Origin of the sequence: Streptomyces sp. NPDC017940 (assembly GCF_044328435.1) — a bacterium.
GTDB lineage: Bacteria > Actinomycetota > Actinomycetes > Streptomycetales > Streptomycetaceae > Streptomyces.
In genome coordinates this window covers 77,884-96,603 of sequence record NZ_JBIRHJ010000014.1, presented here as the reverse complement: position 1 = coordinate 96,603, position 18,720 = coordinate 77,884, and the positions used below count along the sequence as shown (strand labels likewise).

The following is an 18,720-nucleotide window of genomic DNA, read 5'->3' as shown; positions in this document are numbered from 1 at the left end:
GGCAGTGTCCACTACGCGAGCACGGCCATCCCGCCACGACCCCGCCACCCCCACCGGCGGAAAGGCGAAGACCCCGCCACCCCCACCCACGGAAAAGGCGAAAAGGAAACCCGCACAGCACGCAGCGCTCAGGCGTCCGTCTCGGCGGACCTCCGCCGAACAAGCACCACCAGCCCCACCACCACGACAACCCCCACCAGCAGCACCCAGTCAGGCACCGCGTCCCCGAACCGCGACGCCCACTCCTGCACGGCGAACGAGTCGTCCACATCCAGCAGCCCCGGCAGCGCGGCAGCCCCGTCGTACGCCAGAAAAAGCCCCCCAAGCAGCACGAAGAACAGCCCCGAGAGCACCGACGTCGTATGCAGCTCCAACCGCCCGACCCGGAACACCCGCCCCCGAAGCCACCGCCGCCGCCCCAGCTCGAACCGCTCCCACAGCACGGCGAGCACGAACAGCGGCACAGCCATCCCGAGGGCGTACACGGCAAGGAGTGCGCCCCCGTACACGGGAGAGCCACCCACGGCCGCCACGGTCAGCACGCTCCCGAGGATCGGCCCGGCACAGAACCCGGCAAGCCCGTACACCGCCCCGAGCGCGTACACGGACAGCGCGGTGGTCGGCCGGATCCGCCCGGACAGCTCGGCCATGCGCCGCGAGGCGAAGCCGAGCCCCACCACCTGCGCGACACCCAGCGCGATGATCAGCCACCCGGCCCAGAAGACCAACTGCTCCCGGTGCCCGAAGAAGAACCGCCCGGCCACGGACCCGGCGGCGCCCAGGGGCACCAGCGTCGTGGCGAGCCCGGCGTAGAAGATCCCGGTACGGGCGAGCAGCCGCGAGGTGGAATCGATGGAGTAGGCGAAGAAGGCAGGCAGCAGCAGCGCACTGCACGGACTGACCAACGCGAGCAACCCCGCCAGAAAGGCGGCGAAGTACCCCACGTCGGAAGTCACTGACGGCCCTCCTTGCTGGAGGAAGACGAGGAACCGGAGGAACCGGAGGAACCGGAGGAAGACGAAGCAGCAGCCGCAGCCTCAATGGCCCGCTCGAACACGGCATCGGACTGCGCCCCGGCAATGGGCTGCCCGTTGACGAGGAAGGACGGCGTGGAGGCGGCGCCGAGCTTGAACCCCTCGTCCTGGTCCTTCTTCACGGCGTCCCGAGCAGCCCCGCTGTCCGCATCCTCGGCGAACCGCTCCACGTCCTTGACCCCGGCCGCGCGGGCGAGCTCCTTCAGGCGTCCGCCCCCGAAGCCCTTGTCCTTGGCGCCGTCCGCGTACGCGGCTTCGTGGAACTGCCAGAACCGCCCCTGCCGTCCCGCGGCCCAGGCGCCGCGGGCGGCCCGCTCGGAATCCTCGCCGAAGATGGGGAAGTTCCGCCACTCGATGCGCAGGGTCCCGTCCGCCACGTACTTCTTGACCAGGTCGGGCTCGGTGTCCCGGGCGAACTTCCCGCAGAAACCGCACTTGAAGTCGGCGTACTCGATCATGACGACGGGGGCATCGGCCCGGCCCTGGGCGAGCGGGTCGTCGGCGTCGCGCCGGGCGAGGGCTTCCAGCTCGGGGTAGGCGCCCTTGCGGGGGACGGCGGAGGCCCCGGGCGAGGCAGCCGGGTCCGATGCCCCCTTCTCGGCGGTGGCGGCGGAGGGCTCTTCCGGCTTGGTGGCGGTGTACGAGGCGAACCCGAGCAGACCGGCGGCGACGGTCACACCGACGATGGCGGCGATGTTCTTTTTACGGTTCTCAAGGCTCTTACGGGCGGAGGACGACATGAGGGAGCTCTTCTCCTGTAACTGCATACGTGTGCGACAAATGGGACTCGAAGGACGAAAGGAGACGTCCTACACGCGCAGAACGGAGAGATCTATCGGCGAGGGCGGCACGAGCCCGGGCGGCGCACGCCCCGGCAGGAGGGACAGCACGGCCTGGTCGGCGCCCCAGGCGGAAGAGGCGGCGGCGCGGGTGTCGTAGAGGGCGGGAAGCAATTCGTAGGCGGAGGGGAACCGGGGCGGAGCAGCGGGCCACCGCCCGTCGTCCCGCGGGCTCCGCCCGCAGCCGGGCACATCGCGCAGGCCTCCGGCCTCAGCACGGAAAACCCCAGCGGACCCCAGAGCCCCAACACCAGGCCCGGAAACCCCAGCGGACTCCGCAGCCCCCGCACCAGACCGGGAAGCCCCAGCAGCCCCCAGAACCCCAGCACCAGACCCGGAAACCCCAGCCGACCCCAGAACCCCCGCACCAGCCCCAGAAGCCCCAGCAGCCCCCGAAACCCCAGCAGCCCCAGAAGCCCCAGCCCCAGCCCCAGCCCCGTAAACCCCGGCGGAGCCGCAAAGCACCCCCACCCCGAGCACAACGACCAGCACCCCCACCAGGAAGCACCACGCAAGCCGCGCTCGGGACCACATGCCCGGAATCGTACGTGCTCTCCCGTGCCCCACGGGAAATCAGTTGGCCGTTCCCGAGCCGCGGGTGAGATCCTGGACCGCGTATGTCTACGCAGCCCGCCCTCACCCTCGACGCCCTCGCCCCCCGCCTCGCGGAACTCTCGCTGCGCGATGAGCACCGCATCGGCCGGCGGCTCGAAGGCGCGCGCCGCATCCGCAAGCCCGAGGCCCGCGCCGCCGTCCTCGCGGAGGTCGCGCAGGACGTGGAGCGGGCGGCGGCCAGGATGGCGGGCCGCGCCTCGGGCGTGCCCGCGATCACGTATCCCGAGCAGCTCCCGGTCAGCCAGAAGAAGGACGACATCCTCCAGGCGATCCGCGACCACCAGGTCGTGATCGTCGCGGGCGAGACCGGCTCGGGCAAGACCACGCAGATCCCCAAGATCTGCCTGGAGCTGGGCCGTGGCGTACGCGGCCTGATCGGCCACACGCAGCCGCGCCGCCTCGCGGCCCGCACGGTCGCGGAGCGGGTCGCGGAGGAGCTGGACACGCCGCTCGGCGAGGCGGTCGGCTGGAAGGTCCGCTTCACCGACCAGGTGAACCAGGACAGCACGTACGTGAAGCTGATGACGGACGGCATCCTGCTGGCCGAGATCCAGACGGACCGCGAGCTGCGCGCGTACGACACGATCATCATCGACGAGGCCCACGAGCGCAGTCTCAACATCGACTTCCTGCTCGGCTACCTCGCGCAGTTGCTGCCGAAGCGCCCGGACCTGAAGGTCGTGATCACCTCCGCGACCATCGACCCGGAGCGGTTCTCGCGCCACTTCGGGGACGCCCCGATCGTGGAGGTGAGCGGCCGGACGTATCCGGTGGAGGTCCGCTACCGCCCGCTCCTGGAGGAGGAGGGCGACGACCCGGACCGCGACCAGATCACGGCGATCACGGACGCGGTGGAGGAGCTCCAGGCGGAGGGCAAGGGGGACATCCTGGTCTTCCTGTCCGGTGAGCGCGAGATCAGGGACACGGCGGACGCGCTGAACAAGAAGAACTACCGGTTCACGGAGGTCCTCCCCCTCTACGCCCGCCTGTCCCACGCCGAGCAGCACCGCGTGTTCCAGCGGCCAGGCGCGGGAACGGCGCGAAGAATCGTCCTGGCGACGAACGTCGCCGAGACGTCCCTGACGGTTCCCGGCATCAAGTACGTGATCGACCCGGGCACGGCCCGCATCTCGCGCTACAGCCACCGCACGAAGGTGCAGCGGCTGCCGATCGAGCCGGTCTCGCAGGCCAGCGCCAACCAGCGCAAGGGCCGCTGCGGCCGTACGTCGGACGGCATCTGTATCCGGCTGTACTCCGAGGAGGACTTCGAGGCCCGCCCGGAGTTCACGGACGCGGAGATCCTCCGCACGAACCTGGCGTCCGTCATCCTCCAGATGACCGCGGCCGGCCTCGGCGACATCGAGAAGTTCCCGTTCATCGACCCGCCGGACCACCGCAACATCCGGGACGGCGTGCAGCTCCTCCAGGAGCTGGGCGCGCTCGACCCCGCCCAGAAGGACCCGAAGAAGCGGCTGACGCAGCAGGGCCGCAAGCTCGCCCAGCTCCCCGTGGACCCCCGGCTCGCCCGGATGGTCCTGGAAGCCGACAGGAACGGCTGCGTGCGCGAGGTCATGGTGATCGCCGCCGCGCTGTCCATCCAGGACCCGCGGGAGCGCCCGGCCGACAAGCAGACGCAGGCCGACCAGCAGCACGCCCGCTTCAAGGACGAGACGTCCGACTTCCTGGCGTATCTGAACCTGTGGCGGTACGTGCGCGAGCAGCAGAAGGAGCTCGGCTCGTCCGCGTTCCGCCGCATGTGCAAACGCGAGTATCTGAACTTCCTGCGCATCCGCGAGTGGCAGGACATCTACTCCCAGCTGCGCACGGTCGCCAAGCAGATGGGCATCCATCCGAACGACGAGGACGCGGCCGACCAGCACGTCCACCTCTCCCTCCTCGCGGGCCTGCTGTCCCACGTGGGCATGAAGGACGTGAAGGAGGGCGCGAAGAACGAGTACCTGGGCGCGCGGAGCGCCAAGTTCGCGGTGTTCCCCGGCTCGGCGCTCTTCAAGAAGCCGCCGCGGTTCATCATGTCGGCCGAGCTGGTGGAGACGTCCCGGCTGTGGGCGCGCGTCAACGCGAGGATCGAGCCCGAGTGGATCGAGCCGCTCGCGCAGCACCTGGTCAAGCGCACCTACAGCGAGCCGCACTGGGAGAAGGACCAGGCGGCCGTGATGGCGTACGAGAAGGTCACGCTGTACGGCGTCCCGATCGTCACCGACCGCAAGGTGAACTACGGCCGCATCGACCCCGAGACGAGCCGCGACCTTTTCATCCGCAACGCACTGGTCGAGGGCGACTGGCGTACGCACCACAAGTTCTTCGCCGCCAACCGCCGGCTGCTCACCGAGGTCGAGGAGCTCGAGCACCGTGCGCGGCGCCGCGACATCCTCGTCGACGACGAGACGCTGTTCGACTTCTACGACCAGCGGGTGCCCGCCCATGTGGTGTCGGGGGCGCACTTCGACTCCTGGTGGAAGAAGAAGATCCACGAGGAACCGGAGCTGCTCGACTTCGAGCGGTCGATGCTCATCAACGAGCGCGCCGGTGACGTGTCGAAGAACGACTATCCGGACACCTGGCGGCAGGGGCCGCTGAAGTTCCGGGTGACGTACCAGTTCGAGCCGGGCGCGGACGCGGACGGCGTGACCGTGCACATACCGCTCCAGGTGCTCAACCAGGTGGTGCCCGACGGCTTCGACTGGCAGATCCCGGGCCTGCGCGAGGACGTCGTGACGGAGCTGATCCGCTCCCTGCCCAAGCCGATCCGCCGTCACTACGTCCCGGCGCCCAACTACGCCAGACAGTTCCTGGAGCGGGCCACGCCCCTCCAGGAGCCGCTGCACGTCACGCTGGCGCGTGAGCTCCAGAAGATGGTCGGGGTGCCGGTGCACGGCGACGACTTCGACCTGACCCGCGTACCGGACCATCTGAAGATCACCTTCCGGATCACCGACGAGCGGCGCCGCAAGCTGGCCGAGGACAAGGACCTGGAGGCCCTGAGGCTGCGCCTCCAGCCGAAGGCCCGCAAGGCCCTTTCGCAGGCGGCGGCCGCGACGGCGGAGCGCTCGGGCGGGGAGTCCGTGGAGCGCACCGGCCTCACGGACTGGACGATCGGGACGCTCTCACGCGTCTTCGAGACACGCCGGGCGGGACAGCCGGTGAAGGCCTACCCGGCCCTCGTCGACGACGGCGACACCGTCTCCGTACGCCTCTTCGACACCGAGGCGGAGCAGGCGCGGGCGATGTGGCGCGGCACCCGCCGCCTCGTCCTGCGCAACATTCCGGTGAACCCGGGCAAGTTCGCCCAGGACAAGCTCACCAACCAGCAGAAGCTCGCCCTGTCGGCGAACCCGCACGGCTCCATGCAGGCGCTCTTCGACGACTGCGCGCGGGCGGCGGCGGACAAGCTCATCGGCGACTTCGGCGGGCCCGCGTGGGACGAGGAGTCGTACCGCAAGCTGTACGAGAGGGTGCGCGCCGAGATCGTCGACGTGACCGTGCACACGGTCGCGCAGGTCCAGCAGGTCCTCGCCGCCTGGCAGGCCTGTGAGCGGCGCCTGAAGTCCACGAGGAGCACGGCGCTGCTGCCCAACCTCGCGGACGTGCGCGGGCAGCTCGACGCCCTCGTCAAGCCCGGCTTCGTCACGGAGACGGGGGTGCGCCGGCTGCCCGACCTGATGCGCTACCTGGTCGCCGCCGACCGCCGGCTCCAGCAGATGCCGACGAGCGTCCAGCGCGACACCACGCGCATGGAGAAGGTCCACGAGATGCAGGACGAGTACGCCTGGCTGCTCGAACAGCTGCCGCAGGGGCGGCCGGTGCCGCGGGAGGTCCTGGACATCCGCTGGATGCTCGAGGAGCTGCGGGTCAGCTACTTCGCGCACGCGCTCGGCACGGCGTACCCCGTCTCCGACAAGCGCATCGTGAAGGCGATCGACGCCGCCGCGCCCTAGCCCCGGCGCCGTGACCGCCCGCTCACACAGAGCGAGTTCGACCAGGGCCCCGAGCTGCTGTACAGTCTTTTTCGCAGCCCAGAGAGGCAATCGGAGCTGCGAAACCTGGTCCTGTGGAGCAGTTTGGAGTGCTCGCCACCCTGTCAAGGTGGAGGCCGCGGGTTCAAATCCCGTCAGGACCGCAGTAACGAAGTGGCCGCACCCCTAGGGGTGCGGCCACTTCGGCGTTTCAGCCCGAACAGGGTCCCGCCAGGGCGCGACCCAGGCGGGACCCGCGGTCGGCGCCCGCGAGGGTGGAGGCCAGGGCGCCGTCCGCCCCCGTCGCGCCCCGCGAGCGCCCCCCGGTCTTGACGGCGTCACATTCCGCCGGTACCCCGGAGGGGGGAGCGAGCCGTGCGCTCCCGAGGAGGTGGCGCATGTCCGCAACCGCCCGGCACGAGACCCGTGCCCTGCTGCGTGCTCATCTCGCAGCGGCCACCCGTTACCGCCATCTGACCCGGCACTGTCCCATCTGCCACCGACTCCTGCGCCTCGCCATGGAACCCTCCCCCACGGAACCCTCCAGTGAGGCCGCAGAGGCCCCTGAGACGGATGGGGCGTACGAGGACGAGAGACACTCCCAGGCATGACCAAAGGCGCCCGCAGGCGGCCTGCCGGGTGGGAAGCTGAGCGAAGGACGGGAGCCCCGCCCGGCGGCCCACCCAGTGCCACGCCCGGCGCCGACAGCCTCCACAGAAGGCCCGGCTGCCCCCTTTAGCGCACCGGCGTCAGGGCCAACAAGCCGGAGCCCGTGTGACGGTAGTCACCGAAAGAGTTTCAAGAACCCCGGAACTTACCCCCGCCCTACACCGCGTCAATCAAATATGTGCCATTGCACTTGCCGCCTTACCGCCTCGACCACCCGCCGACAGGGCCGCCCAGGGATCAACAGAACGGCCCACAGAGGCCCCCAACAGCGCGCAGGGCCGTCCGCACGGCACGCCCGCACGGCACCCGCCCAGGGGGCGCGGGCACAAAAAAAGATCGCGCTGGACCCGGCGGAGCCCAGCGCGATCGACGACTCACCCAAGTGGTTCGGGCGTGGGGCCCGTTGGGGCGGGTCCCGTGTCGTGTAGAGCCATATGTCGGACGTTACGGCCAGGTTGGGGGACCTGACAGCGGTAGAGCCTGTCGTCCGATGTGTACTGCTTACTGCTGCTTACTGCACAAACGCCCTGCTCAGGCCTCGCTGCGCTGCTGCGGAATGCCCGCAAGCAGAGCGCGGACCTCAGCCTCGCGGTAACGGCGGTGCCCGCCGAGCGTACGGATCGACGTGAGCTTGCCAGCCTTGGCCCAGCGCGTGACCGTCTTCGGGTCGACGCGGAACATCGTGGCAACCTCAGCCGGGGTCAGCAGCGGCTCGGCATCAGGGGTGCGAGCGGTCATGAGCGGCCTCCTCGGGAGAACCGAACCTTCTCGGTTCATTCCTCTAAATTCTGCACCTTGACCCGCGTTGCCCGAAATGGCGGACGCGAGTCGAGTCGGTTATAGGACGAACGGCTTGTCCTCGGCACTACAACTACACCATCCGTCCAGCCGCGTCGGCCAAACCGATGGAATTGCCCTCCCAGGTGTCCATCCGCGACGGAAGCCGATGGACCATGCCATAGCGGACAGTCACGTCACAGTGACGATCAGTCACAGAGCGATCAGGAGTCAACAGACCCCCCATAGCGCGCAATGCCAAGCATTCCGCCCATAGTTGGACGGAGGGAGCCCTGTCCGGACTCCTTGTCCTATTTTGGCATGAGGAGGGGCGATCAGCGCAAGAGCGAGTTAAGTGCGGTCCATCACGCTTGAGGCAAAGGCCCGGATCGGGACCTACGTCCCGTTGCCGGGACACGGCCGGGCGGAACCGGGCCCGTCAGTTCGAGAACTGTCGCTCCCGGACCGCACGCCAGCGCTCCACGAGCCTCGCATACGCCTCGCCCGCCCCCACCCCGTCGCCGGCCCGCAGCGCCTCGATCCCGGCGGCCACATCCCGCGCCGAGTGGTCATCGGCCAGCATGCCGTCCGGCAGCGCGTGCACCAGACCGCCGTAGTCGAGCTCCACCAGGGAACGCGGGTGGAACTCCTCGAGCCAGCGCCCCACGTCCACGAGGCCGTCGATGAGCGCCCCCTCGTCCATGGCCTCGCGCAGCGCCTTCAGGCCGCGTGCCACCCGGCGCCGCGCCTGCACCATCGGCGTGCGGTACCGCAGGACCGGCGCCCCGCTCCCGGAGGGCCCGGCGGCGGGCGCGGGCTCCCCGGCGTCCGCCTCCCCAGCGGCCCCGTCGGCAGCGGCGGCCTCGGGGAAGCGCTCGTAGCAGCGCTCCTCGTCCGTGACGAGCACGAACCACGGCATCGGCACGTGCCACGTCGCCGAGCGGATCCAGGGGCGCGCGTCGGGGTTCTGCGTCAACCACTGCTCGTAGTCCGCCGCGGCCTGCCGGCGCACCACCGGCGGCAGGACCGCGTCGAGGACCGGCGCAGGCAGTTCCCCGCCGAGGCCGCCGAGGGCCTGCCAGCCCCGCAGCCGGGTGCGCCAGGGGCAGACGCACACCACCCCGTCGAGCTCCACCACGAACGCGTCGCTGCTCTCGTGCACCGGCACGGGAACGGGCGGCGTGGGCACCAGGTCGGCCAGGGAGCGGCGGAGTTCGTCCTGGTACGAGGGGCGGTCCGAGCGCCCGGCGTAGCGCGCCCAGTGGCTCCGCTCGGGCTCGGGGAAGGCGGCGAGCGGCTCATACACACGCAAGTACGACGCGTACGGGACGATCACCGAGGACACCTTGGGCACGGCTCCTCACCTCCCCCGCGGACCGGCTGGAAAACACTACGGATCGTGCCATGGCCGAACACTGCCGCACTGCGTCCCGCAGCCCGCGCGCGTGAGCGCGGTGACGACCGGACAGAGTGATGCCGACCGCCGTGCGGCGGACGGGTCCCTTCAGGCTCTACTCTCTTGGCACACGGCGCCCGCCACCCGCACGGGCCACCCGTCCAACCGCCGCTATGTAACCGGGAGTCACCACCGTGACCGATGTAACCGACGGCGTCCTGCACACCCTGTTCCACTCGGATCAAGGGGGTCATGAGCAGGTCGTGCTGTGCCAGGACCGCGCCAGCGGACTCAAGGCCGTCATCGCCATCCACTCCACCGCCCTGGGCCCCGCCCTCGGCGGCACGCGCTTCTACCCCTACGCCTCCGAGGAAGCCGCCGTCGCCGACGCGCTCAACCTCGCGCGCGGGATGTCGTACAAGAACGCCATGGCCGGACTCGACCACGGCGGTGGCAAGGCGGTGATCATCGGTGACCCCGACAAGGTCAAGAGCGATGAGCTGCTGCTCGCCTACGGCCGCTTCGTGGCCTCGCTCGGCGGCCGGTACGTGACGGCCTGCGACGTCGGCACCTATGTCGCCGACATGGACGTGATCGCGCGCGAGTCCCGCTGGACCACCGGGCGCTCCCCGGAGCACGGCGGCGCCGGGGACTCCTCCGTGCTCACCGCCTTCGGTGTCTTCCAGGGCATGCGGGCCTCCGCGCAGCACCTGTGGGGCGAGGCGTCGCTGCGCGGCCGCAAGGTCGGTGTCGCGGGCGTCGGCAAGGTGGGCCACATCCTCGTGGAGCACCTCCTGAAGGACGGCGCCGACGTCGTGATCACCGATGTCCGCGAGGACTCGCTGCTGCGCATCACCAGCAAGCACCCCGAGGTCACCGCGGTCGCCGACACCGCGACGCTGATCCGCACCGAGGGCCTGGACGTCTACGCCCCGTGTGCGCTCGGCGGCGCGCTCGACGACGACACCGTGCCGGTGCTCACCGCCAAGGTGGTCTGCGGCGCGGCCAACAACCAGCTCGCGCACCCGGGCGTCGAGAAGGACCTCGCGGACCGCGGGATCCTCTACGCACCCGACTACGTGGTGAACGCGGGCGGTGTCATCCAGGTCGCCGACGAGCTGCACGGCTTCGACTTCGACCGGTGCAAGGCGAAGGCGTCGAAGATCTTCGACACCACCCTCGCCATATTCGCACGTGCGAAGCAGGATGGGATTCCGCCCGCCGCGGCGGCCGACAGGATCGCCGAGCAGCGGATCGCGGAGGCCCGCGGCCGCTGATCCGTCCGGCACCCGGAGCACGCCCGGTGCCCCTCGGTTCCAGGCCCGCCGACGCCCTCGGGAGACAAGACTCACCCCCGTCGGCGGGTCGCCTGCCAAGAAGAGGTTAAAATCGCAGCTGACCAGCGAGGAAAGGGCACCTTGCCGGTCGTGCGCCCAGGCGCGTCCTGCGGGCGACGTACCGTATGGCCGCAGGAGCAGGTACCGTGGAAGCCCTACGGACCGGTCTCTCCATGGAGAGTCCGTTCTAGATCATGAACGCGTGTCAAGACTCTGGGGCCATGAAGCCCCGATACCGAGGGGGTCGAGCCATGGGGCGCGGCCGGGCCAAGGCCAAGCAGACAAAGGTCGCCCGCCAGCTGAAGTACAACAGCGGCGGGACTGACCTGTCGCGTCTGGCCAATGAGCTGGGCGCTTCGACTTCGCAACAGCCGCCGAATGGCGAGCCGTTCGAAGACGAGGACGAGGAAGACGACCCGTACGCGCAGTACGCGGATCTGTACAACGACGACGAGGACGAGGACGAGGAGTCCGGCCCCTCGTCGCAGCGCCGCGGCGCTTGACCTCGCGGTTCTCGTACGTCACAGGCATTCGCAGCTCGCGCATTCACCTGTAGCGACTGCACTTCACCCGGTCCGGGGTGGCAACACCGCCGGACCGGGTTTTGTGCTGTCCACGGCCGTGTACCAGAGTTTTCTGCGCCGTCCACGGCTGTGTACCCGGATGCCGTGCCGTCCATGGCTGTGTCGCGTGCGGCTCGTGCGTACGTACGCGCGTGTACGTACGCACGTGTGCGGAGGTGCGGTGCGGGGGCGCGGCGCGTGCCGCACCCCGCGCGGTCCGCGGTGGCTACTTCGCGTAGTCACCCGTGAGCTCGGCGCCCGTCGTGTGGTCGCCGCGGTCGGTGATCTCGCCCGCGATCCAGGCGTCCACGCCGCGGTCGGCCAGGGTCGTCAGGGCCACGTCGGCCGACTCCTGGGGGACGACGGCGATCATGCCGACGCCCATGTTCAGGGTCTTCTCCAGCTCCAGGCGCTCGACCCGGCCCGCCGTGCCGACGACGTCGAAGACCGCGCCGGGGGCCCAGGTGGAGCGGTCGACGGTGGCGTGCAAGGCGTCCGGGATCACCCGGGCGAGGTTCGCCGCGAGGCCGCCGCCGGTGATGTGGCTGAACGCGTGCACCTGCGCCGTGCGCGTCAGCGCCAGACAGTCCAGGGAGTAGATCTTCGTGGGTTCCAGGAGCTCCTCGCCGAGGGTGCGGCCGAACTCGGGGACCTCGCGGTCCAGGGTCCAGCCGGCCCGGTCGAAGACCACGTGCCGGACGAGTGAGTACCCGTTGGAGTGAAGGCCGGAGGACGCCATGGCGATCACCGCGTCACCCTTACGGATGCGATCGGCACCGAGCACCTGGTCCGCCTCCACTGCGCCCGTGCCCGCGCCCGCGACGTCGAAGTCGTCGGGGCCGAGCAGGCCGGGGTGCTCGGCGGTCTCGCCGCCGACGAGCGCGCAGCCCGCGAGGACACAGCCCTCCGCGATGCCCTTGACGATGGCGGCCACGCGCTCCGGGTGGACCTTGCCGACGCAGATGTAGTCCGTCATGAACAGCGGTTCGGCGCCGCACACCACGATGTCGTCCATGACCATGGCGACCAGGTCGTGGCCGATCGTGTCGTACACCCCGAGCTGCCTCGCGAGGTCGACCTTCGTGCCGACGCCGTCCGTGGCGGAGGCGAGCAGCGGGCGGTCGAAGCGCTTGAGGGCGGAGGCGTCGAAGAGCCCGGCGAAGCCGCCGAGACCGCCGAGGCCCGCGACCTCGGGGCGCTGGGTCTTCTTGACCCACTCCTTCATCAGCTCGACGGCGCGGTCGCCCGCCTCGATGTCGACGCCCGCGCTTGCGTAGCTGGCACCAGTGGTCTCAGACATGACGATGAGAACTTTCGTGTCGTACTGCGTGGGGTCTTACGGGCGGCGGATCGCGTCCGCCGCGGCGGTGGCCGCCGGGCCCGCTGCCAGCTCGGTCTCCAGGAGCTGCTTGCCGAGCAGCTCCGGGTCCGGCAGGTCCATCGGGTACTCGCCGTCGAAGCAGGCACGGCACAGGTTCGGCTTGTCGATGGTGGTGGCTTCGATCATGCCGTCGATGGAGATGTACGAGAGCGAGTCGGCGCCGAGGGAGGTGCCGATCTCGTCGATGCTCATGCCGTTGGCGATGAGTTCGGCGCGGGTGGCGAAGTCGATGCCGAAGAAGCACGGCCACTTCACGGGCGGCGAGGAGATCCGGATGTGGACCTCGGCGGCGCCCGCCTCACGGAGCATCTTGACCAGGGCGCGCTGGGTGTTGCCGCGGACGATCGAGTCGTCGACGACGACCAGGCGCTTGCCCCTGATGACTTCCTTGAGGGGGTTCAGCTTCAGCCGGATGCCCAGCTGGCGGATGGTCTGCGAGGGCTGGATGAAGGTCCGGCCGACATAGGCGTTCTTGACGAGGCCCGCGCCGAAGGGGATGCCGGAGGCCTCCGCGTACCCGATCGCGGCAGGGGTGCCGGACTCCGGCGTCGCTATGACGAGGTCGGCGTCGACCGGGGCCTCGGCCGCGAGCTTGCGGCCCATCTCGACCCGCGAGAGGTAGACGTTGCGGCCCGCGATGTCGGTGTCGGGGCGCGCCAGGTACACGTACTCGAAGACGCAGCCCTTGGGCTTCGCTTCCGCGAATCGGGAGGTGCGCAGGCCGTTCTCGTCGATGGCGACGAACTCGCCGGGCTCGATCTCGCGCACATAGCTGGCGCCGCAGATGTCGAGGGCGGCGCTCTCGGAGGCGACCACCCAGCCGCGCTCGAGGCGGCCGAGCACCAGCGGGCGGATGCCCTGCGGGTCGCGGCCCGCGTACAGCGTGTGCTCGTCCATGAAGACGAGGCTGAAGGCGCCCTGGATCTGGGGAAGCACCACGCCCGCGGCTTCCTCGATGGTCAGCGGCTTGCCGTCGGCGTCGGTCTGGGCGGCGAGCAGGGCCGTGAGCAGGTCGGTGTCGTTGGTGGCCGCCACACGCGTGGTGCGGCCCTCCTGCTTGGGCAGCTCGGCGACCATCTCGGCCAGCTGCGCCGTGTTGACGAGGTTGCCGTTGTGGCCGAGGGCGATGGAGCCGTGGGCCGTCGCGCGGAAGGTGGGCTGGGCGTTCTCCCAGACGGAGGCTCCGGTGGTGGAGTAGCGGGCGTGACCGACCGCGATGTGTCCCTGGAGAGAACCTAGCGAGGTCTCGTCGAAGACCTGGGACACCAGGCCCATGTCCTTGAAGACGAGGATCTGGGAGCCGTTGCTGACCGCGATTCCCGCGGATTCCTGGCCCCGATGCTGGAGGGCGTAGAGCCCGAAGTACGTGAGCTTTGCGACCTCTTCGCCCGGAGCCCAGACACCGAAGACGCCACAAGCGTCCTGGGGGCCTTTCTCGCCGGGGAACAGATCGTGATTGAGTCGACCGTCACCACGTGGCACGACACCGAGTGTAGGCGAGATCGACCACTGGTCCGAATTGGGGATGCGGTGCCGGTACGGAGCGTGAGCGTGCCGCGGGGGTGCTTCAGTCGTACGACACGACCGTGAACTGCGACGACAGCTTTGTGAACAGGGGCGCGAACGCGTTGACGTGTTCTTCGGCACCCCGTGAGGCTCCTGATCCATGCAGCCTCATGAACGGTCACGATCCTCTCGGTTGTCCCGGCGGTCCTTCGCGGGCGGGGTGGCGGGGGTCGCCGCCGCCGCGGGTGTGGGCGCCGGTGCCTCTGACGCCGCCGCCCGGGGCGGCGGGGGCTCCCTCTCCGGTGCCGGTGCGGGTGCCGGTGCCGGCGCGAGTGCCGGTGGCGGTGGCGCCGACGCCGCCGAGCGGCCCTTCGCCGCCGCTCGTGGGCGGCACTCCAAGCGGCCCAACATCCTGTTCGTCCTCGGCGACGACCTCGGCTGGGCCGATCTGTCGTCGTACGGCTCCCCGCACATCAAGACCCCGCACCTGGACCGCCTGGCCCGGCAGGGCGTCCGCTTCACCCACGCCTACTCCGGGTCCGCGACCTGCTCCCCCACCCGGTTCAGCCTCTACACCGGGCGCTTCCCCGGCCGGACCAAGGGCGGGCTCGCCGAGCCGATAGCCGACAGGTCGGCCGGGCTCGAACCGACGCACCCCACCCTCGCCTCGCTCCTGCGCGGCGCCGGGTACGCGACCGCCCTGATCGGCAAGTGGCACTGCGGCTTCCTGCCCGACTACTCGCCCACCAAGTCCGGCTGGGACGAGTTCTTCGGGAACTTCGGCGGCGCCCTGGAGTACTACTCGAAGCTCGGCGGCGGCGGCGAGTACGACCTGTACGAGGGCGATGTGCGGGAGGGCGACGCCACGTACAGGGACCTGCGGTACTACACCCGGATCCTGACCGAGCGCGCGAGCGAGTACGTGGCCCGCGACCACGACAGGCCGTGGCTGCTCAACCTCAACTTCACCACCCCGCACTGGCCCTGGATCGCCGACGGCGACACGGCCGCGAGCGCCGAGATCGTGCGGCGGATCAAGGCCGGTGAGAAGGGTGCCCTGTGGCACCAGGACGGTGGGTCCCTCGCCAAGTACGCCGAGATGGTGCAGGACCTCGACCGGTCCGTCGGTGAGGTCCTGCGGGCGCTCCGGGCGTCCGGGCAGGAGCGGGACACGCTGGTGTTCTTCGCCTCCGACAACGGCGGCGAGCGCTTCTCGTACAACTGGCCGCTCTCGGGCAACAAGGGCTCGCTGCTCGAAGGCGGTATCCGGGTGCCGACCATCGTGCGCTGGCCCGCCCGCCTCGACGGCGGGCAGGTCAGCGACGAGCCCGTCTACACCCCGGACTGGACCGCGACCCTCCTGGAGCTCGCCGGGGCCCGGCCCGACCCCGCCCATCCCCTCGACGGCACCAGCCTCGCCGGGTATCTGCTGCGCGGGCGGCCCGTCGGTGAGCGGGATCTGTTCTGGCGGGTGCGGGGGGAGCGGGCGTTGCGGCGCGGGGACTGGAAGTACTACCGCGGCAAGGGTGGGCGCGATCAGTTGTTCCATCTCGGGCGCGATCAGCGGGAGCAGGCGGATCTCGCCGGGCGGGAGCCCGGGGTGCTCTCCGCGTTGCGGGACGCCTGGGAGCGGACTGCCGCCGGGCTCTTGCCCTATCCGGACTCGGTGGGCTGAGCTGCTTCGCTATTCGGTGGGCTGAGCTGCTTCGCTATTCGGTGGGCTGAGCTGCTTCGCTGGTTTGTCTTGCGGTTGCTCTCCGGTTCGCATTTTTCCCGAGGGTCGCGTGCTTTGCCCTCGCAGTCAGGCCGCCTGTGCCTTCACCACCGTCTTGCCGTCCGTCAGCGTCAGCGTGCGGTGGTCCACCTTGTACTCGACCTTGCCCTCGAACAGCTTCAGAAGCGTGCGCTCGGTCGGCATCACGTTCCCGGGGCACATCTTCCGCGTCGCCTTCGGCATGCCCAGGGCGATGCTGCCGTCCCGGGCGTCCGCGTCCGCGGTGACCGCGTTGCAGCCCAGGTTGCCGCGGACCGTGCCATCCTTGCCGAAGGTCAGCTTGACCTTGTCGTTCAGGGCCTTCGGCAAGGAGGTCGCCGTACCGCTGTCGCCGACGGAGGTCACCGTCCACTCGGTACCCTTGAGCGGGGCACCGGCCTCCGCGCTGAGCGCGATGCGGTCGCCGTCGGCCGTGGTGAGCGTCGCGCGGTCGTCCTCCACCTCCGCCTTCAGCCTGCCGTCCATGGCGCGGGCCAGGCGCTTCTCGAAGTCCAGGGCGTCGCACGCCATCTCGGTGTGCGGGCCGGGCTCGAAGTCCACGGTGTCGCCCTTCACGGAGGCCTTGGCGCCGTAGCCGTTGCAGCCGAAGTTGCCTCCGGTGCCGCCCTTGCCGCCGAACTTCACGTAGGCGCCGCTCGGTGCCTGCTGTTTCTTGCCGTCGACCGTGAGGCTCTCCACGTTCCAGCGGACTCCCGTCAGAGCCTCGGCCGTTGTCCCCTTTGCGGGGCCCTCCTTGCCGGGGCCGGCCTTGTCGGAGCCGCCGTCGCCGGAGCCGGAGCCGGACTCCGAGCCGCAGGCAGCGAGCAGCCCGGCTGCGGCGATGGCGGTGAGGGTCTGGGTCACACGCTGCTTGTACATGTCATTGTGACGGGGGCGGTCCGGGAGTGGTTCCCTTCGCGGGGGCGATCACCTTGGTTGTGGCTTGGGTGCCTCTCCCTCTTCCCTTCACTTGGCTCGCGTTTCTCTTACGACATGATCGGCAGCAGTGCCGTGAGATCTGCTCGTTCGCCGCTCGCACTGACGCGTGCCGCCTCCCGCTCCGCCTCCCACGTCGTGCGTCCCGTCGCCAGCCTGATCCAGGTCAGCGGGTCCGTCTCGACCACGTTCGGCGGGGTGCCGCGGGTGTGCCGGGGGCCCTCCACGCACTGGACCACCGCGTACGGCGGCACGCGGACCTCCACCGCGCCGCCGGGGGCCTTCGTGGCGAGGGCGTCCGCGAGCAGGCGGGTGCAGGCCGCGAGGGCCTGGCGGTCGTACGGGACGTCGAGGCCGGGCAGCGCCGCGTTCAAGTCGTCCGTGTGGACGATCAGTTCCACGGTGCGGGTGACCAGGAAGTCTGCCAGCGTCATGCCGCCGAAGCGGGAGGGCACCAGGCGGGTGCCGGGGGCCTCGGGGAGGGTGTCCGCCAGGCGGGTTGCGGCGTCCGCGAACAAGGCGTCCAGCGGGGTGTTCACGGCGGCCGACAGGGCGTGTACGTCCTCGTCCACCTGGTTCGCCGCGGACGACGTCCGGAACGGCCAGTCCTGGAGCGGGACTTCCAGCTTCTCCGGCTCGGGTGTCTCCAGGTAGCGGGCCAGGGTGCCGAGCACCATCGTGAAGTGCGCCGCCAGTTCGCGTACGGTCCAGTCGCCCAGGCGCGTGGGTGCGGCGAGTTGGTCCGGGGTCAGGCCCGCGATCGCTTCGCGCACCGTGCCGAACTGGGTGAGCACGGCCGTGCGGATCTTCGTCTGGTCGTAGCTGCGGGTGCGCTGCTTCTTGGCCGGGGGCATGGGGGGAGCCTATGCCTTGACCGCGTATCCGCTGAGGCCCTTTTCCACCAGGGCGAAGGCGCCCCTCGCGAGGGAGGCCGCCTCGGCGGCGACCTCGTCGAGCGGGGTGCCCGCCATGCGGCGGCGGTGCACTTCCGCGAACACGGCGTTGCGGACGCCGATCAGCTGGGCGGCGGCCACCTCGGCGAGGACGGGGTCGCCGGTCTCCTCGGCGAGGGTGGTGGCCAGGAGTTGTTGCCTGCGGTGGTGGAAGGCGTGGGCTCGGTGCAGGAGTACGGGGGTTTCGGTTACCAGGCGCAGGACCTGGAGGGTGCGGGGGCTGTCGCTGAGGCCCACGGAGGGGTCGCGGGCCTCGATCAGGTCGAGGAGTTGGCGGCGCAGGGCGTCTGCGGCGGATTCGCCGGGGGCGCGGGTGCGGACGGCTTCGGCGGCGTCGGACACGTGCTCCTCCATGGGGGCCAGGAGTACGTCTTCCTTCGTGCCGAAGTAGTTGAAGACGGTCATCTTGGAGACGTCCGCGGCGGCTGCGATCTCGGCGACGGACACCTTGTCGAAGCCGCGCTCGACGAAGAGGTCCACTGCGGCGTGCCAGATCCGGGAGGCGGTCTGCTGCTTCTTGCGCTCCCGGAGGCCGGGGGCGGGGGGTGTCGGCTTGTCCGCCGATGCGGCTCTCCGTGCTGGCATGGGCGGACTATACCAGGATGAAATATTGACCCTGAACACTTTTCGGGCAGTTCTCGCCTTTCCGGCGGGCGGGGTGGTTGCGGCCGTTTCGCCTTTCCGTGGGTGGGGGTGGCGTTTTCGCCTTTCCGGTTGTGGGGGTGGCGGGGTCGTGGCGGGATGGCCGTGCTCGCGTAGTGGACACTGTCTTCTTCATCGCGCCGTCAGTGTGTTGCTTGGCACGCTGCGCTCGGTCATCCCGCCACGACCCCTCCCGTGCGTTCAGCGTCTGCGGCTCCGTGCCACTTGACCCGTGCGCCTTGCGGCTCGGTGCCTTGTGCGGCCCGGTTCGGTGCCTCGTGCGGCCCGTGCGGCTTCCGCCGCCCGCCGTGCCCCCCGCTGTGGGCAACTGGGCCGCCAGGGGCG

14 protein-coding genes and 1 tRNA gene are annotated in these 18,720 nt (G+C 70.2%); 6 read left to right on the top strand and 9 right to left on the bottom strand.

Annotated elements, in window-relative coordinates; all coding sequences use genetic code 11:
• Nucleotides 1-128 precede the first annotated feature (128 nt).
• The gene (locus ACH4DX_RS33570; protein WP_398123446.1) at nucleotides 129-956 is read right to left on the bottom strand and encodes a cytochrome c biogenesis CcdA family protein; all 828 of its coding nucleotides are present in this window, start codon (nucleotides 954-956) and stop codon (nucleotides 129-131) included.
• The gene (locus ACH4DX_RS33565) at nucleotides 953-1,774 is read right to left on the bottom strand and encodes a DsbA family protein (protein WP_398157841.1); all 822 of its coding nucleotides are present in this window, start codon (nucleotides 1,772-1,774) and stop codon (nucleotides 953-955) included. Before ACH4DX_RS33565 ends, ACH4DX_RS33570 begins: the two co-directional genes overlap by 4 nt.
• A 716-nt stretch (nucleotides 1,775-2,490) precedes the next feature.
• On the opposite strand from ACH4DX_RS33565, the gene hrpA reads away from it, so the two are divergent.
• The 3 genes from hrpA (at nucleotide 2,491) to ACH4DX_RS33550 (ending at nucleotide 7,073) form a co-directional block, all read left to right on the top strand.
• Nucleotides 2,491-6,444 (top strand): ATP-dependent RNA helicase HrpA, encoded by a 3,954-nt coding sequence (gene hrpA, locus ACH4DX_RS33560; protein WP_398157840.1) that lies wholly within the window; start codon nucleotides 2,491-2,493, stop codon nucleotides 6,442-6,444.
• A 107-nt stretch (nucleotides 6,445-6,551) separates the two neighbouring features.
• Nucleotides 6,552-6,626, top strand: a tRNA-Asp gene (locus ACH4DX_RS33555).
• Between the two features lie 234 nt (nucleotides 6,627-6,860).
• Nucleotides 6,861-7,073 (top strand): DUF6274 family protein, encoded by a 213-nt coding sequence (locus ACH4DX_RS33550; protein WP_398123443.1) that lies wholly within the window; start codon nucleotides 6,861-6,863, stop codon nucleotides 7,071-7,073.
• 589 nt (nucleotides 7,074-7,662) lie between these two features.
• Here the strand turns inward: ACH4DX_RS33550 and bldC are convergent.
• On the bottom strand, nucleotides 7,663-7,869 hold the full coding sequence (gene bldC, locus ACH4DX_RS33545) for a developmental transcriptional regulator BldC (protein ID WP_003949541.1): 207 nt from the start codon (nucleotides 7,867-7,869) through the stop codon (nucleotides 7,663-7,665).
• Nucleotides 7,870-8,347: 478 nt separating this feature from the next.
• Nucleotides 8,348-9,262, bottom strand: coding sequence for a hypothetical protein (locus ACH4DX_RS33540; protein WP_398157839.1), 915 nt, complete (start codon nucleotides 9,260-9,262; stop codon nucleotides 8,348-8,350).
• A 236-nt stretch (nucleotides 9,263-9,498) separates the two neighbouring features.
• Between ACH4DX_RS33540 and ACH4DX_RS33535 the strand changes: the two genes are divergently transcribed.
• Both ACH4DX_RS33535 and ACH4DX_RS33530 read left to right on the top strand, forming a co-directional pair.
• Nucleotides 9,499-10,581 carry a Leu/Phe/Val dehydrogenase gene (locus ACH4DX_RS33535; RefSeq protein WP_398157838.1) on the top strand — a complete coding sequence of 361 codons (1,083 nt, stop codon included), beginning with the start codon at nucleotides 9,499-9,501 and terminating at the stop codon, nucleotides 10,579-10,581.
• A gap of 311 nt (nucleotides 10,582-10,892) precedes the next feature.
• Nucleotides 10,893-11,144, top strand: a complete 252-nt coding sequence (locus ACH4DX_RS33530) for a DUF3073 domain-containing protein (RefSeq protein ID WP_398123440.1) — start codon at nucleotides 10,893-10,895, stop codon at nucleotides 11,142-11,144.
• Between the two features lie 286 nt (nucleotides 11,145-11,430).
• Here the strand turns inward: ACH4DX_RS33530 and purM are convergent, their stop codons facing one another.
• Together purM and purF are read right to left on the bottom strand one after the other, a co-directional pair.
• Nucleotides 11,431-12,504, bottom strand: a complete 1,074-nt coding sequence (gene purM, locus ACH4DX_RS33525) for a phosphoribosylformylglycinamidine cyclo-ligase (RefSeq protein ID WP_398157837.1) — start codon at nucleotides 12,502-12,504, stop codon at nucleotides 11,431-11,433.
• 36 nt (nucleotides 12,505-12,540) lie between these two features.
• Nucleotides 12,541-14,067 (bottom strand): amidophosphoribosyltransferase, encoded by a 1,527-nt coding sequence (purF, locus tag ACH4DX_RS33520; protein ID WP_398123438.1) that lies wholly within the window; start codon nucleotides 14,065-14,067, stop codon nucleotides 12,541-12,543.
• 184 nt (nucleotides 14,068-14,251) lie between these two features.
• Here purF and ACH4DX_RS33515 point away from each other — a divergent pair, with 184 nt between their 5' ends.
• Nucleotides 14,252-15,766: a sulfatase gene (locus tag ACH4DX_RS33515; protein WP_398123437.1), complete on the top strand. Its 1,515-nt coding sequence runs from the start codon at nucleotides 14,252-14,254 to the stop codon at nucleotides 15,764-15,766.
• A 126-nt stretch (nucleotides 15,767-15,892) separates the two neighbouring features.
• On the opposite strand, the gene ACH4DX_RS33510 is transcribed toward ACH4DX_RS33515, so the two are convergent.
• From ACH4DX_RS33510 to ACH4DX_RS33500, 3 genes are all read right to left on the bottom strand, one after another.
• Nucleotides 15,893-16,708: an META domain-containing protein gene (locus tag ACH4DX_RS33510; protein ID WP_398157836.1), complete on the bottom strand. Its 816-nt coding sequence runs from the start codon at nucleotides 16,706-16,708 to the stop codon at nucleotides 15,893-15,895.
• A gap of 122 nt (nucleotides 16,709-16,830) precedes the next feature.
• Nucleotides 16,831-17,634 (bottom strand): sterol carrier family protein, encoded by an 804-nt coding sequence (locus ACH4DX_RS33505; protein WP_398123435.1) that lies wholly within the window; start codon nucleotides 17,632-17,634, stop codon nucleotides 16,831-16,833.
• Nucleotides 17,635-17,643: 9 nt separating this feature from the next.
• On the bottom strand, nucleotides 17,644-18,318 hold the full coding sequence (locus ACH4DX_RS33500; RefSeq protein ID WP_398123434.1) for a TetR/AcrR family transcriptional regulator: 675 nt from the start codon (nucleotides 18,316-18,318) through the stop codon (nucleotides 17,644-17,646).
• Nucleotides 18,319-18,720: the final 402 nt, after the last annotated feature.

What these genes read in the sequence shown, in the direction of transcription:
- ACH4DX_RS33530 (WP_398123440.1), top strand. Translation starts at nt 10,893, where the DNA reads ATGGGGCGCGGCCGGGCCAAGGCCAAGCAGACAAAGGTCGCCCGCCAG.
- hrpA (WP_398157840.1), top strand. Translation starts at nt 2,491, where the DNA reads ATGTCTACGCAGCCCGCCCTCACCCTCGACGCCCTCGCCCCCCGCCTC.
- purM (WP_398157837.1), bottom strand. Translation starts at nt 12,504, where the DNA reads ATGTCTGAGACCACTGGTGCCAGCTACGCAAGCGCGGGCGTCGACATC.
- ACH4DX_RS33515 (WP_398123437.1), top strand. Translation starts at nt 14,252, where the DNA reads ATGCAGCCTCATGAACGGTCACGATCCTCTCGGTTGTCCCGGCGGTCC.
- ACH4DX_RS33505 (WP_398123435.1), bottom strand. Translation starts at nt 17,634, where the DNA reads ATGCCCCCGGCCAAGAAGCAGCGCACCCGCAGCTACGACCAGACGAAG.
- bldC (WP_003949541.1), bottom strand. Translation starts at nt 7,869, where the DNA reads ATGACCGCTCGCACCCCTGATGCCGAGCCGCTGCTGACCCCGGCTGAG.
- ACH4DX_RS33550 (WP_398123443.1), top strand. Translation starts at nt 6,861, where the DNA reads ATGTCCGCAACCGCCCGGCACGAGACCCGTGCCCTGCTGCGTGCTCAT.
- ACH4DX_RS33500 (WP_398123434.1), bottom strand. Translation starts at nt 18,318, where the DNA reads ATGCCAGCACGGAGAGCCGCATCGGCGGACAAGCCGACACCCCCCGCC.
- ACH4DX_RS33565 (WP_398157841.1), bottom strand. Translation starts at nt 1,774, where the DNA reads ATGTCGTCCTCCGCCCGTAAGAGCCTTGAGAACCGTAAAAAGAACATC.